10 protein-coding genes and 1 pseudogene are annotated in these 15,877 nt (G+C 65.9%); 4 read left to right on the top strand and 7 right to left on the bottom strand.

All coding sequences use genetic code 11. The features are described from left to right. Nucleotides 1-2,641 (top strand): annotated as a pseudogene (locus AKN84_RS24750) (apolipoprotein A-IV repeat region-like domain-containing protein); the annotation flags it as partial. A 1,815-nt stretch (nucleotides 2,642-4,456) separates the two neighbouring features. Here the strand turns inward: AKN84_RS24750 and AKN84_RS24740 are convergent. The 3 genes from AKN84_RS24740 to AKN84_RS24730 form a co-directional block, all read right to left on the bottom strand. Further along, nucleotides 4,457-5,326 carry an MlaD family protein gene (locus AKN84_RS24740; RefSeq protein ID WP_050423197.1) on the bottom strand — a complete coding sequence of 290 codons (870 nt, stop codon included), beginning with the start codon at nucleotides 5,324-5,326 and terminating at the stop codon, nucleotides 4,457-4,459. 121 nt (nucleotides 5,327-5,447) lie between these two features. Next, entirely contained in the window at nucleotides 5,448-6,218 is a 771-nt protein-coding gene (locus tag AKN84_RS24735; RefSeq protein WP_050423196.1) for an ABC transporter ATP-binding protein, read from the bottom strand. Between the two features lie 2 nt (nucleotides 6,219-6,220). Beyond that, nucleotides 6,221-7,354, bottom strand: coding sequence for an MlaE family ABC transporter permease (locus AKN84_RS24730; RefSeq protein ID WP_050423195.1), 1,134 nt, complete (start codon nucleotides 7,352-7,354; stop codon nucleotides 6,221-6,223). A 141-nt stretch (nucleotides 7,355-7,495) separates the two neighbouring features. Between AKN84_RS24730 and dgcA the strand changes: the two genes are divergently transcribed. Then, complete coding sequence (gene dgcA, locus AKN84_RS24725; protein ID WP_050423194.1) at nucleotides 7,496-8,497, top strand: N-acetyl-D-Glu racemase DgcA; 1,002 nt, start codon at nucleotides 7,496-7,498, stop codon at nucleotides 8,495-8,497. On the opposite strand, the gene AKN84_RS24720 is transcribed toward dgcA, so the two are convergent. Next, on the bottom strand, nucleotides 8,467-9,669 hold the full coding sequence (locus tag AKN84_RS24720) for an MFS transporter (RefSeq protein WP_050423193.1): 1,203 nt from the start codon (nucleotides 9,667-9,669) through the stop codon (nucleotides 8,467-8,469). The two genes, dgcA and AKN84_RS24720, sit on opposite strands and share 31 nt — an antisense overlap. 75 nt (nucleotides 9,670-9,744) lie before the next feature. Between AKN84_RS24720 and AKN84_RS24715 the strand changes: the two genes are divergently transcribed. After that, nucleotides 9,745-11,073 carry a hypothetical protein gene (locus AKN84_RS24715; protein WP_128971123.1) on the top strand — a complete coding sequence of 443 codons (1,329 nt, stop codon included), beginning with the start codon at nucleotides 9,745-9,747 and terminating at the stop codon, nucleotides 11,071-11,073. Nucleotides 11,074-11,211: 138 nt separating this feature from the next. Then, nucleotides 11,212-12,795: a caspase family protein gene (locus AKN84_RS24710; protein ID WP_193399682.1), complete on the top strand. Its 1,584-nt coding sequence runs from the start codon at nucleotides 11,212-11,214 to the stop codon at nucleotides 12,793-12,795. A gap of 74 nt (nucleotides 12,796-12,869) precedes the next feature. Here AKN84_RS24710 and AKN84_RS24705 read toward each other — a convergent pair whose 3' ends face one another. From AKN84_RS24705 to AKN84_RS24695, 3 genes are all read right to left on the bottom strand, one after another. Further along, on the bottom strand, nucleotides 12,870-13,859 hold the full coding sequence (locus AKN84_RS24705; protein WP_050423191.1) for a threonine/serine dehydratase family protein: 990 nt from the start codon (nucleotides 13,857-13,859) through the stop codon (nucleotides 12,870-12,872). A 102-nt stretch (nucleotides 13,860-13,961) separates the two neighbouring features. Continuing rightward, nucleotides 13,962-15,053: a glycosyltransferase family 4 protein gene (locus AKN84_RS24700; RefSeq protein ID WP_050423190.1), complete on the bottom strand. Its 1,092-nt coding sequence runs from the start codon at nucleotides 15,051-15,053 to the stop codon at nucleotides 13,962-13,964. Next, nucleotides 15,050-15,862 (bottom strand): UDP-2,3-diacylglucosamine diphosphatase, encoded by an 813-nt coding sequence (locus AKN84_RS24695; RefSeq protein WP_050423189.1) that lies wholly within the window; start codon nucleotides 15,860-15,862, stop codon nucleotides 15,050-15,052. The genes AKN84_RS24700 and AKN84_RS24695 overlap by 4 nt, the downstream gene beginning before the upstream one ends. Nucleotides 15,863-15,877: the final 15 nt, after the last annotated feature.

The following is a 15,877-nucleotide window of genomic DNA, read 5'->3' as shown; positions in this document are numbered from 1 at the left end:
CAGAGCACGCTGGCCGGTGCGTCCACCGAAGCCGCCGATCTGGTCCGTACCCTCGCGGCCGACATGGAGCGCTCGCTGTCGGTGGCCGGCTCCGCCACCGCGGAATCGATCACGTCGGGTGCGCGTGAAGCGCAGAGCACGCTGGTCAATGCGTCGACCGACGCTGCCGAGAAGGTGTCGGCGCTCGCCGCCGACATCCAGCGCGCGCTGTCGATGGCCGGTTCCGGCACCGTCGAGGTGCTGACGGCCGGCGCCCGCGAGGCGCAGAACACCCTCGTCACCGCGTCGACGGAGGCCGCCAACCACGTCAAGTCGCTGGCAGCCGATGTCGAGCGCACCTTGACGTCGGTCGGCACCAACACCGCCCAGTCGATCCTCGGCAGTGCCCGCGATGCCCAGAACTCGTTCGTCGCAACGTCCAGCGAGGCCGCAACCCAGATCCGGGCGATCTCCGTCGAGATCGAGCGTTCGCTGACCACGGCCAGCGCCGAGACCGCACAGACCATCCTGGGCAGCGCGCGCGAAGCCCAGAGCTCGTTTGCGGCGACCTCCGCCGATGCCGCCGCGCAGATCCGCACGCTCTCGACCGATATCGAGCGCGCGCTGAGTTCGGTCACTGTCAAGACCACCGACAACATCCAGACCTCTGCGCAGAACGCGCAGGCCGCACTGATCACCATGTCCAACGAGGTCTCGACCAAGGTCAAGACGACCTCCGCCGACATCGAGCGTTCGGTGCTGTCCGCCACCAGCGCGTTCGGCTCGGCGATGACCGGCAAGACCGACGAGATCGTCACCTATGTGCAGCAGCAGGCCGAGCGTCTGTCGCAGATGGTCGACGGCCGCCGCGGCTCGCTGGTCGAGGCGCTGACCGCCAAGACCACGCAGCTTTCGGCCGACATGGATCGCGCCACGGCAGACGCGCTGAAGGCGATCGAAACCCGCGGCCTCGCCTTCTCGCAGTCGATGGCGGCGCATGGCGGCGACGTCGCGCGCAACATCACCTCGGCCGGCGATCAGGCGACCGGCGCGGTGGCGAAGTCGCTCAAGGAGCTCGAGCACGCCTCGCGCGCGGCGATCGACCAGTCGCGCCAGGTCTCGATCTCGGCGGTCACCGAGATGCAGGAGACCAGCAAGATCCTGCGCACCGATACGGTCGCGCTGTTCGAGCGGCTGCGCGAGGGCAACATCCTGCTGCAGGAAGTGTTGACCGGCGCCCACGACAACCTCAACTCGCTGGAGCGCGCGCTGGTGACCCGCGTGGCCGACTTCGTGTCCGCCATGAACGACGTCACCTCGCGCAACGGCGTGGCGACCCAGACGCTGGAAGACCAGCTCACGGTGTTCAACAGCAAGACCGGCAAGGCGCTGGAAGATCTCGGCGCGCTGTCGAGCCAGTTCGAGACCCATGGCAAGGCGCTGATCGACGCGGCTGCCGTGGTCGAGCAGGCCAACCGCTCGACGACGGCCTCCGTCAGCGAGCGTAAGGATGCGCTGGAAGCGCTGGTCACCACCATCGACCTGCGCACCACCGATCTCGACCAGCGGCTGTCGCGCTTCACCGGGCTGCTCGATGAATCGCTCGGCGCGGCAGAGGAACGCGCCCGCGACATCGCGCGCGTGGTGGCGGAGACCGCAGGCGCCGGCTCGGCTGCGATCAGCAGGCAGTTCGAGGCGGTGCGCCAGGCGGCCGAGAATGAGCGTCAGCAGACTGTCGACGCCATGAACGAGCTCTACCAGCAGAGCAACGCCGAGACCGATGCGATGTTCAAGGAATCGACGGAGAAGTTCTCGGCGATGGTCGCGGCGATGAAGCAGATGGCGAGCGAGATGCACAGCGAGCTCGAGGCCACCCGCAACGAGCTGCGCCGCGGCGTGCTCGAAATGCCGCAGGAGGCTGCCGAAAACACCGCGCAGATGCGCAAGGTGATCGTCGACCAGATCGAGGCGCTGGCCGAGCTGAACCGCATCGTCGCCCATCACGGCCGCGGGCTCGACGTGGTCTCGAGCAACCGCGCCAGCGTCCGCCACGAGGAGCCGGTGATGGCTGCCGCCGCCGGCGGCCGCGCCGACGTGCGGATGCGGGACAGCGTGCGGGACAACGGCAACAGCGCTTCGACGCTGCCGCCGCCTGATCTCGGCATGGCGAGCTCGCGCCGCACCGAGGCCCCGTCGGTCAGCCCGGCCGGCCCCAACAACGGCGACGGCTGGCTGTCCGACCTGCTCAACCGCAGCGACGCGCCGCCGCCCGCCCCGCAGCCGCGATGCCCAGCAGCGGCCGCGTCCGCAGCAGCAGCCGGCCGCCAATCCGCTGGAGTCGCTGTCGCTCGACATCGGCCGGCTGATGGATCGTACGCTGGCGGCCGAGATGTGGGATCGCTACCAGCGCGGCGAGAACAAGGCGTTCAGTAAGCGCCTCTACACGCCGGCCGGCCAGAAGGCCTTCGACGAGGTGGCCCGCAAGTACCGCGCCGACCGCGGCTTCAAGCAGACGGTCGACCGCTACATCGCGGAGTTCGAGCGCCTGCTCGACGAAGTCGCCCGCGAAGGTCGCGGCCAGCAGGAGCTCGCTGGCCACCTGACCTCGGAGACCGGGCTGGTCTACACCCTGCTCGCGCACGCCGCGGGACGGCTGGGGTAAGCTTGCGAATAGCTGATGGCGAATAGCGAATGAAAAGCGGAGGCCGAAAGGCCTCCGTTTTTTTAGCTCAAAATTGAATTCGCAGGCGATGTGTCGCCTGTAGCGCGATGACCTAACCGCCGTCAGTTCGGATCAAGCGAACGGAAATCATGCCTTAGCGTTCTCGGTCGAACCATTGAGCGAATGAACCTAGTCCATGCTCTGGGCATATAGATCTTGATCGTGCCTGATCCGTTCCGGCGCATTTGCTGGCACAAGCTGCACTAGGCGGCGCACGGTTCCCATCTTAACATAAGCTAAGTGTCTGGATTGGGGGATCGCGTTATGGACGAAATCCTTTTCCGCGCGGGCATCGTCGTGTTGGGGCTCTGCCCCATAGCAATTGCCGCTGCCGCCTTGCTCATTTGAAAGAGCCGTCGGAACCTGGCCCACCGCGCCAAAGGGCCGGTAGATGGTCCCAGCAACAGCCTTCCCTACACAGGCCCCCAAAGTTGCTGGGACCGCTTGGCCCGTGACAGCGATCCGAATCTGATGACATCCTGGAGCACGCCGCGTTTGCAATGGGCGTCCCACGCCAACTGATCGCCAAGCTAGAAGCGTCGTGAAAGACAGGATGATAAGGGTGCCGATCAGCCCCCACATGCACATCGCTTTCACATGGTCATCCTCACTGTAAGGCTGGCGTCAGGATAGCTCTCTAGCTTGGTCATATGAATCGTGACCTGCTCTATTTCCGTATCTCGCTGGGCTGGGCCGCGATCCTGATCGTCACGCTTGGCTATGTTCTGATCGCGTGAGACCGCCTGAATTGGCGGCCTCTTTCACGAGGCAGATTTTTTGCCCACCGCGCTTTCTCCAACGAAAAGGCCCCAGCGAGGGGCGACAAGCCGGGGCCAGAGTGACGACTTGTGGGCAATTGCGTCACCCGATGAGAAAGCAGCTCACGCCGATGACCAGTGCGACGAAAGACAACGCCGCCAGTCCGACGAAGCGACGAAGCTGTACTCCACACCGTCCATATGACTGAATTCGAACATCCCTCAAATCTGGCACTGATTGCATATGGCCGCATTTAAGTAGGTCAGACAGAACGGGTGACCTACCGCACCAAGAAAACGGCCTCAGCGAGGGGTGCAAGCTGAGGCCAAGTTTACGTGTCATCCAAAAGGTGGCTTTAGGACATGAGGATACAGGCCGCGCCCACGGCGAGGGCGATCAACCCAAAGCCAATCACCGCGTATTCGACGACGTCGATCTGATCGAACATGCCGCTAGTATGCGGCCGGATAACCGTTCCCGCATTCACCTAGGCATGTCAGCGAGGGTGTCATAAGAAATGGCCCCAGCACCCTTGGAGGTGATGCTGAGGCCGCCGCGCCGGCTGAATCGAGAGGGGGCCGCTCGCGTATTACGGCCCCCAGCCAAGGAAATTCTCGAAAATCTCACGCCCTGAAATGCTCTCACCTTGGCAAGAGCTACTTTACTCTTATCCACAGGTTTGAGGATTCCGGGAGAGCACGGTGTTCCGAAGAACGGAACTGATCATTAGTGGTGTCCGAGACGGCCCCGGCGCGCTCGCAGGGGCTAGATGGCGGCCGGAGTCGTCCCACTAGCGCTCACTGTGAGCGCAATCACATTGTATCTGAACGGCGGGCAATCTGCCGATCCATCCCGGGTTACCCACTTTGACGAGTGTCCTAATTCCCGTCCGCGAGTGTCCTAACTAGGACAGCACCTCCCCTGCGGGTATCTTAACTAGGACAGCCCCCAATGACGGCTGCGGCGCGCTCGCAGCGCCCTTACTCGCCAGTCACGTCACTGCCGCCGCCGCGGCCCCGCTGCTGCGGCCGGGGCCGGTGCGGGCTCGGGCGCGGCGTTGTTGCTGCCGCCGAAGATCACCCGGCTCGGGTTGCGGTCGAAATTGTTCACGGCGCGGCTGATGTCGGCGAGCGTGCGGCGGCCGTCGTTGATCAGGAAATTGGTCCGCTTGTCGACATTGTCGGCGAGCTCGCGGATCGACTTGACCATGAGATTCAGCTCGCTGCCATTGTTGCCGCCGGCGATTGCATTGAGGCCCAGCATCAGATTGTCGGCCTTGGCCATCACGCCGTCGACCTTGACCATGACGTTGTCGATCTTCTCGGAATTGCGCGCCAGCGCCTCGGTGAAGACCTCGAGGTTCTTCAGCGAATTCTTCACCGACTGCTGATTGTCGGCGACGATGCGGTTGACGTTTTGCAGGGTGGCGCGGATCGCCTCGGTGACGTCCTGCAGTGCGTTGGGGTCGGCGGTCAGAACCGGGATGCCGTCCTCATCCAGCGGCACCGGCGGGGCGGCCTCCTCACCGCCCTTCAGCGAGATCGCGGCGACGCCGGTGAGGCCCTGGAATTCGAGGCCGACCAGGGTGTCCTTGCGCAGCGGTGCGTTGTTCTCGATCATCGCCAGCGCGACCACGCGCCGCGGATTGTCGAGCTTCACCGACACCACCTCCCCTATCCGGATACCGTTAAAGTTGACATTGCCGCCGTTGCGCAGGCCGGATGCCGGCCCCTCGAAGATCACCCGCAATGGACTGCGCTGCTTGGTGGTGTGCAGGCTCTGGAACCACAGCACGAAGCCGAACGCAGCGGCGATCACCGCCAGCGTGAAAGCCCCGATCAAGACGTAGTTCGCCCGCGTTTCCATCAATTGCTCGCGTTCATCACTCTTGGGCCTTCGCGCAGTCAGCCTGCGTTCGAGCCGGTCGAATTCCCTGTTGGCGCATGATCTCGTCCGAAAACCGGTCTTCTCGCTTCGGGATCATGGGCTAGGCCACAACGGCTCGGGCGCGCTTGCCGTTGAAATATTGCTGCAGCCATGGATGCTGCGATGCCTTCATGTCGGCGATCGATCCTGCAGCAATGATCTTACCGTTCCCTAAAACGGCGATACGGTCGCACGCGGTGTAAAGACTGTCGAGATCGTGGGTTACCATGAAAACGGTCAGCCCCAAAGTGCGCTGCAAGGTCCGCACCAGCTCGTCGAAATCGCCGGCGCCGATCGGATCGAGGCCTGACGTCGGCTCGTCGAGAAACACCAATTCGGGATCAAGCGCGAGCGCACGCGCCAGCGCGACGCGCTTGATCATGCCGCCGGACAGTTCCGACGGATAGCGATCGGCGACCTCGGGCTTGAGGCCGACCATCACCAGTTTCGCCACCATGATCTCGTCGAGCAGCCGCTGCGAGACGCGCAGATATTCGCGCGCCGGAAACTGGATGTTCTGGCGTACCGTCAGCGAGGAGAACAGCGCGCCCTGCTGGAACAGGATGCCCCAGCGCCGCTCGACGGCGCGGCGCTGCGACGAGCTCGCGGCATCGAGATCGACGCCGAACACCTCGATGCGGCCGGAGACCTTCGGCACGAGGCCGATGATGGTGCGCGTCAGCACCGACTTGCCGGCGCCCGACGGGCCGACGAAGCCGAGGATCTCGCCGCGCTTGACGTCGAGGTCGAGGCCGTCGAGCACGCGCGTGCTACCGAATTGCACGGTGACGTCGCGAACCCGGATGATGGCGTCGATGTCCTGCTCCGCCATGATCACATCCCGATCGAGGCGAAGAAGATCGCGAACACGCCGTCCATCACGATCACGAAGAAGATCCCTTTCACCACCGACGCGGTGGTGTGCTGACCGAGCGATTCCGCCGATCCCTGCACCGCCAGCCCCTCGACACAGGCGACGATGCCGATCACCGCCGCCATGACCGGCGCCTTGACCATGCCGACGATGAAATGGTCGATCGATATGGCATCACGAAGGCGGAGCAGGAAGGCCTCCGGATCGACGCCGCCATAGAGCCAGGCCACCAGGCCGCCGCCATAGAGCGCAGCCATCGCGCCGAGGAAGGCCAGGATCGGCAGCGCCAGCACCAGCGCGAGCATGCGCGGCAGGATCAGCACCTCGATCGGATCGAAGCCCATGGTGCGCAGCGCGTCGATCTCCTCGCGCATCTTCATCGAGCCGAGCTCGGCGGTATAGGCCGACCCCGAGCGGCCCGCGACCATGATCGCGACCAGCAGCACGCCGATCTCGCGCAACACCAGCACGCCAAGCATGTCGACCACGAAGATGTCGGCGCCGAACCTGCGGAAATGAAAGATGCCCTGCTGCGAGATGATGCAGCCGATCAGGAATGTGATCAGCACCACGATCGGCACCGCGCGCCAGCACACCTGCTCGAGATGGTGCACCGTCGAGGTCAGGCGGAAGCTGCGCGGATGGATCAGCACCTTGCCGGCCGCGGCCAGCACCGCGCCGAGCATGTCGACCAGGCCGATGATGGTGCCGCCGATCCCGGCCACGGTGCGCCCGATCTGCTCGAGCATGCCCGTGATCGAGAGCCCCTCGCTCACGACCCTGGGCGCGGGCCCGACGCGGCGGACCTCGTCGACCAGGCTGGAGTAATTGGCGGACAGGCCCGCGATCTCGGCTTCGGCGCCGGCATTGCTGAGGCTGCGGCGCAGCCGCTCGATCAGCCAGGCGCCGAAGGTGTCGAGGCTAGCGACCTGCGACACGTCGATGAAGATGTGGGGACGGCTGCCGCGCAGCTTCTCGGCGTCGGAGACGATCCGCTCGAGCGCAGGGGCAAAGCGGGCGGTCCAGTTGCCCGCCGCGCACAACGCCAGTCCTTCGCCTTGGGCTATCCGCTCCAGTGTCGGGTCGCCGCTCACCTTTTGCCTACCCCTCAAGCCGGCTGGCCGACGCTCACGCAGATCTCCGGCGATCCCGGATCGGCTTGTCGAATCTGTCACTAACCAGCCATAGTTGGTTGCGCGTCGCAAGCTACGGTTCAGGAAATAGTAGACTTTAAAATGACTTCCAGCCCATCCCAGACCATTTCCTTGAATGCCCGGATCGAGCACTGGCCGATCGCCGGGACCTTCACGATCAGCCGCGGCGCCAAGACCGAGGCGGTCGTGGTGGTGGCCGAGGTCAGCCAGGGTGGCCTCATGGGCCGAGGCGAATGCGTGCCCTACCCGCGCTATGGCGAAACGCCGGAGGCGACGCTCAAGGCGATCCAGGCGATGCAGGAGCCACTCGCTGGCGGCATGGACCGCACCGCCTTGCAGGCCCGGATGCCCGCCGGCGCCGCCCGCAACGCGCTGGATTGCGCGCTGGCGGACCTCGAGGCCAAACGCGCCGGCCAGCGGATCTGGAACCTGCTCGGCCGGCCCGCGCCGGAGCCGCGCACAACAGCCTATACGATCTCGCTCGGGACATCAGAGGCGATGGCGGAGGCCACCGCGAAGGCCGCGCATCGCGCGCTGCTCAAGATCAAGCTCGGCGGCGATGGCGATGGCGCGCGGATCGCCGCCGTGCGCAAGGCGGCACCTCGGTCCGAACTGATCGTCGATGCCAACGAAGCCTGGACCGAGCACAACCTCGCCGCCAACCTCAAAGCCTGCGCCGATGCCGGCGTCACGCTGATCGAGCAGCCGCTGCCGGCGGGCAAGGACGAAGCGCTGGCGCGGATCAAGCGCCCGGTTGCGGTCTGCGCCGACGAGAGCGTGCATGACCGCGCCTCGCTCGCCGGCCTGCGCGGCCGCTACGACGCGGTCAATATCAAGCTCGACAAGACCGGCGGGCTGACCGAGGCGCTGGCGATGGCGGATGCCGCCCGCGCGCTCGGCTTCGAGATCATGATCGGCTGCATGGTCGCGACTTCGCTGGCGATGGCGCCGGCGATGCTGATCGCGCAAGCCGCGCGCTTCGTCGATCTCGACGGTCCGCTGCTGCTGGCGAAGGACCGCGACGACGGCCTGCGCTACGAGGGCAGCCTGGTCTATCCGCCTGACGCCGCGCTGTGGGGATGATGGTGGGTTAGTCGCTTCCGCGCCAGCCACATCACGAGCCCACCGGTGGCCGCCATCGCCGCCATCATGTCGTAGACGCCGAGCCCGAACCGCGTATAGACCATGCCGCTGACGATCGCCGTGGTGCTCGCGACGATGCCGCCGCAGGCGGTGAGATAGCCCTGCGCGCGCGCCATCACATGCACCGGCACGTGATGCACGATCAGGCCCATGATGCCGACCTGGGTCAGGCCGAAGCTCAGCCCATGCCCGAGCTGGACCACCGCAAGCACCGCAAGCGGCGGGTCCTGCGCGGTGATCGCCCAGCGCGCCACGGCGCTTGCAGCCGCGATCATCACCAGCACCGCCGACGGCAGCGTGAAGCGCGGCGAGGCCGCAAACAGCACGATCTCGGCGATCACGCCAAGCACCCAGAGCACCGCGATGGTCAGGCCGCTGAAACCGGCCTGCTGCCAGGCAATCGATGCGAAGATGTAATAGGCGCCGTGGCTGCCCTGGATCAGCGCCGATGACACGATGATGGCGAGGAACGTGGGATTGCGCAGCAGCCGCGGCGAACCGGCCGCGTGCGCCACCGTTGCCACCGGGCGGCCGAGCGGCCGCAGCGTCAGGCCGACCAGCGCACCGAGCACCGTCACGGCCGTGATGATCCAGATCAGGTCGACCTCCGCGACATAGCGCAGCAGGAACCCGCTGATGAGTGCGCAGACCGCGAAGGCGGCCGAGCCCCACAGCCGCAGCGGCCCGTAACTGAGGCCGAACTGCCTGACGCCGCGCAACGCATAGGCGTCGGTGAGCGGCACCATCGGCGTCCAGACACAACACGTCAGCGCATAGACCGCGAGCAGCACGAACGGCTGGTGCTGGGTGCCGATCACGGCAAAGCCGAGCGCGGTCGCAAAGCCTGTGGCGATGATCGCGCCGCGCAGCATCTGACGCCGTTCCGCAGCTGCAGTGACCAGCGGCAGCACGGTGAAGCGCGTCACCGGCGGCACCGCGGTGATGATGCCGATCCAGGTGGCATCGATCCCGATCGCCTTCATCCATACCGTGAAAAACGGCAGGTGAACCCCGGTCATGCCGAACAGCGTGGCATAGAATGCCGCAAGGCTGCGCGCGAATCGCCGCGATGCAACTTTTGCTGCAATGGGGATTTGTGATTCGGAAGACATCAATTCAATTGCGATTCGCGCGATATCGTGGTGATCGTTAGCGTAACGCGCTGTGATTTGCGCGAAGAGATTGTGATGGCCGAAGAAGCATTCGCCCTGTCGCCGATATCCGCTCGCGCGGCCCTGCCGAGCGAGGAGGACTATGCTGCGATCAGCGCGGCCTTCATGGAGACCTCGCGGGGCCGCTGGTTCCTCGGCGAATACGCCAAGCGCAACCGCAACGCCGATACCCGCATGGTGCTCGATGCGGTGGCGCGGATCGAGGACAGCCTCAGCGCGCAGCGGCAGGCCGCCGCAGCGGCGATCAGGGACGAGCAACTGGCGCAGGCGCTGGGCGCGCTGCGCGGCACGATCGAGGCCGCCCAGGCCTCCGCCATCGCAGCGCTCGACGGCGTCAGCTTCGAACAGAACCTCGCGCCGGTGCGCAAGGGCGTGCGGGTTATCCGGGAGATCTCCTGGCGGCTGCGCGAGATCGGCAATGACGGCCGGATCTGCGACATCATCGATTCGCAGGCCAGCGCGATCGAGGCCGGCGCGTCCCAGGTTTCGATGGACGACGCCAAGGCCGTGCTGGACACAGCCTTCGCGGCGCTGGCCCGCCGGCTCAGCGAGTTCGACCCGGACAAGGCGGCAACGCCCACGGCCGAGCCGGCCGCGCCCGAAGCACCGGTTGCGGAACCGGCCGCGGCGGCGCCCTCACCGCCACGGGCAGCCGAAAGCGCTGCCGCCGAGAGCGCGGCCCCCGATGCAACGATGGCCGCCACGCCGCCAACGCCGCCACAGGAGGCCGTTGCGGTGCCGAACGCGGAAGCCGCGATGCCCGCTGCAACGCCGCCCACCGAGGCTGCCGCAGCGGCAATCCCGCAGCCGAGCGAAGCCTGGCTCAAGGCCGAAGCCGCGCTGGCAGAAGCCGAGGCTGCCGAGCTTGCCCGCGTCAACGACGAGGCCGCCGCCGACGCCCATGACGAAGCGATGCTCGACCTGATCGCGACGGAAATGGGCGCACCGGATCCGATCGACGAAGAGGCGATCGCCGAGGAAATGCGCGCTGCCGAAGAGGTGCGTGTCGCCGAAGCGATGGCGGCAGAGCCCGAAATGGATGCACCGGCCATTCAGCCCGAGCCTGCGCCGTTGCCCGAGCCTGCACCGGCGCCCGAGCCGAAGGCCGAGATCAAGGTTGAACCCGCACTGGTCGCTGCAGCGGCGGTTGCCGAAGCGCCAGCGGCCGTGCCGCCGCCTCTCCCGCCCACAGTTGAGCCTGCGCCCGCTCCAGCGGCAGAGGTGTCACTCGGCTCCACCATCATCGCCAGCGGCCTGCTGAAAAAACCGCACGTCGCCGCCAACGATCCGCTCGCGCCGATCCGCCGCATGAGCCAGGCCGAGAAGATGGCGTTCTTCTCGTAGGCGTGACGCGTTCACGCTACGTGTTCACCTCCGATTGATCGGCCGCTCTCCGTGACCCAGCTCACGTACCGCGACCGCGTCTGCGTCTAGCGTCCCCGCGACCGGTCCCGTACCGGGACCAGCTTTTGGGAGCGCGCGATGGTCCGCCTGACATCCATCATGATATCGGCCGCATTGCTCGGCCTGTTCAGCCTCGGTGCGCCCGGTGCGACGCTTGCCGAGAGCAGCAATCTCACGGTCGGCAATGCACCGCAGACGACTGTGCAATCTATCGACCAGGCCGTTTCGCCGGCAACATCAGCCGCAGCGACACCGGCGGCGCTCCGCGGTCCCGAGCAGCGCGTCGCGCTCGTGATCGGCAATGCGAACTACGAGAATGCGCCAAAGCTCGCCAATCCCGGCAACGACGCGCAGTCGATGGCCGAGCTGCTAAACGCGGCCGGCTTCGAGGTGATCTCCGCGACCGACCTCAGGCAGGGCGACATGGTGAAGGTGCTGCGGGATTTCTCGGACAAGGTCGCGGCGCGGGGCCCGGGCACGGTCGCGATGATCTACTATGCCGGGCACGGCGTGCAGCTCGCCGGCGAAAACTACCTGATCCCGGTCGATGCGAAGATCGCAACGCCGTCCGACCTCGACGGCAATTCGGTGCGCCTCGTCGACGTGATGGGCACGCTCGAGAACATCCCGAGCCGGATGCGCATCGTGGTGCTCGATGCCTGCCGCAACAATCCGTTTCCCAACGTCAACGATGCCGGCCGCGGCCTTGCCGTCGTCGACGCGCCGAACGGCTCGATCGTCGGCTATTCGACCGCGCCCGGCATGGAGGCGCAGGACGGCAACAACGGCCACAGCCCCTACACCAACGCCTTCCTGCGTCTGGCGCGCGAGCCCAACCTACCGATCGAGCAGCTGTTCAAGCGCGTTCGCCTCGAGGTCAACTCGACGACCGACGGCCGGCAGACGCCGTGGGAAAGCTCGTCGCTGACCTCCGATTTCTATTTCTTCGGCGACACCGCTGTCGCGTCATCGCGTGCCCCTGCAAATGGCCCTGTCGTGCAGATGGCATCGAACCTGCCGAACCGCTCGGTGCGCCAGGCCTATGATTTCGTGCTGTCGGAGGGCCGGCCCGAATACTACGAGGAATTCATCCGGCTTTATCCGCGCGATCCGCTGTGCGACCACATTCGCTTCCTGCTGACCAACTGGCTGCAGGTCGCCGCCTGGCACAAGGCGGTGCTCGCCAACACGCCGTTCGGCTACAAGACCTTCCACGACAATTTCGCCGGTGGCCCCTACGCGCAGCAGGCCTTGAAGCTGCAGGCCCAGCCGAAGCTGGTGCCGCTGATGCAGTTCACGCGGCTGACAAATCGTCAGGCCTTGCAGCCGATCCATGCGGGCCTGCAGGGCGCCGGCGGCAATGGCCAGATCGGCGGCGGCAGGATCGTCAACATGCCCGCGCCCGGAGCGAAGTCGGTCGGGATGCCGAACACGATCGGCAAAGGCAACATCGCGAGCCTTCCTGCTGCAAATGCCGGCAAGAACGCATCAAGTCCGATCATGAAAGACAGCGACCGGCACCACTTCCGCACCGGGCGGCAGAGCATGCAAGCCGACCGGACGCGATCAGGCGGTGGTGACCATGCAGCGTTCCGCTCAAGTCAGTCCGGCTCGCATGTCGGCGGCATGGGCGGCGGCCATCACGGCGGCTTCAGGCACTGATCGGCCGCGCCGCACAACGAAAGGGGGAAGAGCGACCATCGCTCTGCCCCCGCTGCTTTTCAAAAATGCCGATCTCAGGCGACGAGCTTCGCGAACAAATCGGCGTCGACATTGCCGCCCGAGAGCACGATGACGACGTTCTTGCCCTTGGTGTCGATCCGCCCCGCGAGCAGCGCGGCGAGCCCGATGGCGCCACCGGGTTCGACCACGAGCTTCAGCTCGCGATAGGCAAAAGCTACAGCCGCACCAACCTCTTCGTCGGAAGCGCTGACACCGTTTGCGAGCAACTTGCTGTTGATCGCAAAGGTGAGCTCGCCCGGCATCATCGCCATCAGCGCATCGCAGATGGTGCGCGGCGCAACCGCATGCGCCTCGCGATGGCCGACCTTGAGCGACAGCGCGTGATCGTCATAGCCCGCGGGCTCGGCGACGATCACCTGGGCCTGCGGGTATTTCGCCTTCACCGCGGTCGCAACGCCCGCGATCAATCCGCCGCCCGAAGCCGGTGCGACCACGATGTCGGGCGTCAGCCCGAGCGCCGCCATGTCCTCGGCGATCTCGCGGCCGGCGGTGCCCTGGCCCGCGATCACGAGCGGATCGTCATAGGGAGGCACCAGGGTCGCGCCACGCTTGCTGGCGATGCCGCTCGCGATCGCCGCGCGGTCGTCGCGATCGCGGTCGTAGAGCACGACTTCGGCGCCATAGGACTTGGTCCGCTCGCGCTTGGTAAGCGGCGAGTCCGCAGGCATCACGATGGTCGCCTGCATGTTGAGGATCTTGGCCGCCGCGGCGACGCCCTGGGCATGGTTGCCCGAGGAGAACGCGACGACGCCCCCGCTCCGCTTGTCCTGCGGGATCGAGGCGAGCTTGTTGAAGGCGCCGCGGAACTTGAACGATCCGGTCCGCTGCAGCATCTCGGGCTTGAGGAAGACCCGGCTGCCGACGCGTTCGTTGAGAACGGGGAAGGTCAGGAGCGGCGTACGCACCGCGAACGGCGCGACCACCCTTGCGGCGGCATCGATGTCCGCGGCAGCGACGGGTGGATTTAAAACGGTGTCCGTCATCTGCAATTTGTATCGCGGCGGGCCACAGCCCGGCAAGACGCTTCATCGCGTTTTCGAGCGAAGTGGGCACCGCTTCGCAGGAAGAAAACGCGTCAAGACAAGTCAGTGTGAGGTCTGGTGGCTCGCCGGCAAAACTGCGAAATGGTGCTCTTCGGCACCGAATTCGAACGCTTCGCCCTCGCCATCGGGCGGAGCCGGGCGGACGTTCATGCAGCGCTCGATGAACACCCGGGCCGACGCCTGCCAAGTGTGGAGCGCGGCAAAATCGACGCAGGCCTGCCGCGAGATGCTGAGCGCCTCCAGACAGGCATGCCGCAAATCGTCGTCGAGCACGCCGACCGGCGCCGCGCCGATCACGTCGCGAGGACCGGTGACCGGAAAAGCGGCAACCGGCAGGCCGCTCGCCAATGCCTCGAGCAGCACCAAACCGAACGTATCGGTGCGGCTGGGGAAAACGAACACATCGGCCGCGGCATAAATCTCAGCCAGTTCTTCCCCATGGCGGGCGCCGAGGAAGACGGCTTCCGGATATTTCCGCTCCAGCGCCGCCCGCTCCGGGCCGTCCCCGACCACGACCTTGGTACCGGGCAGATCGAGATCGAGGAAGGCCTCGAGATTCTTTTCCACCGCGACCCGGCCGACGCTGAGATAGACCGGCTGCGGCAGGCAGAGATCGACATCGCGCGGATGGAACACCGCGGTATCGACGCCGCGCGACCACAGCACCACGTTGCGGAAGCCGCGCTGGCGCAGCTCGGCCGCCAGCGCCGGGGTTGCCGCCATCACCGCCCGGCTCGGCTTGTGGAACCAGCGCAGCGCCCGCCACACCCAGGCTTCCGGAACCGGCGTCCGGGCCGAGACATATTCGGGGAAGCGGGTGTGGAAGCTCGTCGTGAACGGCAGGCCGCGCTTGCGGCAATAGCGGCGAACCGAAAGCCCGATCGGGCCTTCGGTCGCGATGTGGATGCTGTCGGGCTTGGCCGCTTCGATCAGGCTCGCGACCTTGGCCCGGTACGGCAGCGCCAGCCGCAGATCGCGATAGCTCGGCATCGCGAAGGTGCGGAACTCGTCCGGTGTCAGGAAGCTGACCTCGACGCCGAGCGAGTTCGCCGCCTGTGCCATCATGGTCAGCGTGCGGACAACCCCGTTGACCTGGGGATGCCACGCATCGGTCGCGACCAGGATATGCGTCATGCAGCGCGTGCCGTCACTCGCGGAACTGGCGCGATCCGGCGCACCGGGTCGGTCCAGGTGATGATTTCGAAATGGCCGTCCTCATGCTCGGCGAGCGCGGTGCAGCTCTCCACCCAGTCGCCGCAATTCATGTAGCGGATGCCGTGCTCGTCATGAATCGTCGCGTAGTGGATGTGGCCGCAGATCACGCCGTCGCAGCCGTGACGCCGCGCCTCGCCCGCAAGCGTCGCTTCGAACGCGCCGATATAGTTCACCGCCTTCTTGACCTTCAGCTTGGCCCATTGCGACAGCGACCAGTAGGGCACACCGAACATCTTGCGGAAGAAGTTGACGAAGCGATTCATCTGGATCGCGAAGTCGTAGGCCTTGTCGCCGAGATGGGCGAGCCAGCGCGCGTTCTGCACCACGAGATCGAAGATGTCGCCGTGGATGATGAGGTAGCGCTTGCCGTCGGCGCCGGTGTGGACGGTGTTCTCCACCACGTCGATGCCGCCGAAATGCGTGCCGTAATATTTGCGCAGGAACTCGTCGTGGTTGCCCGGGACGTAGATCACCTTGGCGCCCTTGCGCGCCTTGCGCAGCATCTTCTGCACGAAGTCGTTGTGAGTCTGCGGCCAGTACCAGTTCGACTTCAGCGCCCAGCCGTCCACGATATCACCAACGAGGTAGATCGTGTCGGCATCGTGAGAGCGGAGGAAGTCCAGCAGGCGGTCGGCTTGCGAACCGCGGGCTCCGAGATGGACATCGGAGATAAACAAAGTGCGAAAGCGCCGCTCGGGGCTTTCTTCACTCAAGGAGTCACTTCCCATGCCTGTGCACCTAAC

It is taken from the genome of Bradyrhizobium tropiciagri (assembly GCF_001189845.1).
Classification (GTDB): Bacteria; Pseudomonadota; Alphaproteobacteria; order Rhizobiales; family Xanthobacteraceae; genus Bradyrhizobium; species Bradyrhizobium tropiciagri.
The sequence above is the reverse complement of the archived record's forward strand: the minus strand, read 5'-3'. Positions and strand labels throughout refer to the sequence as shown.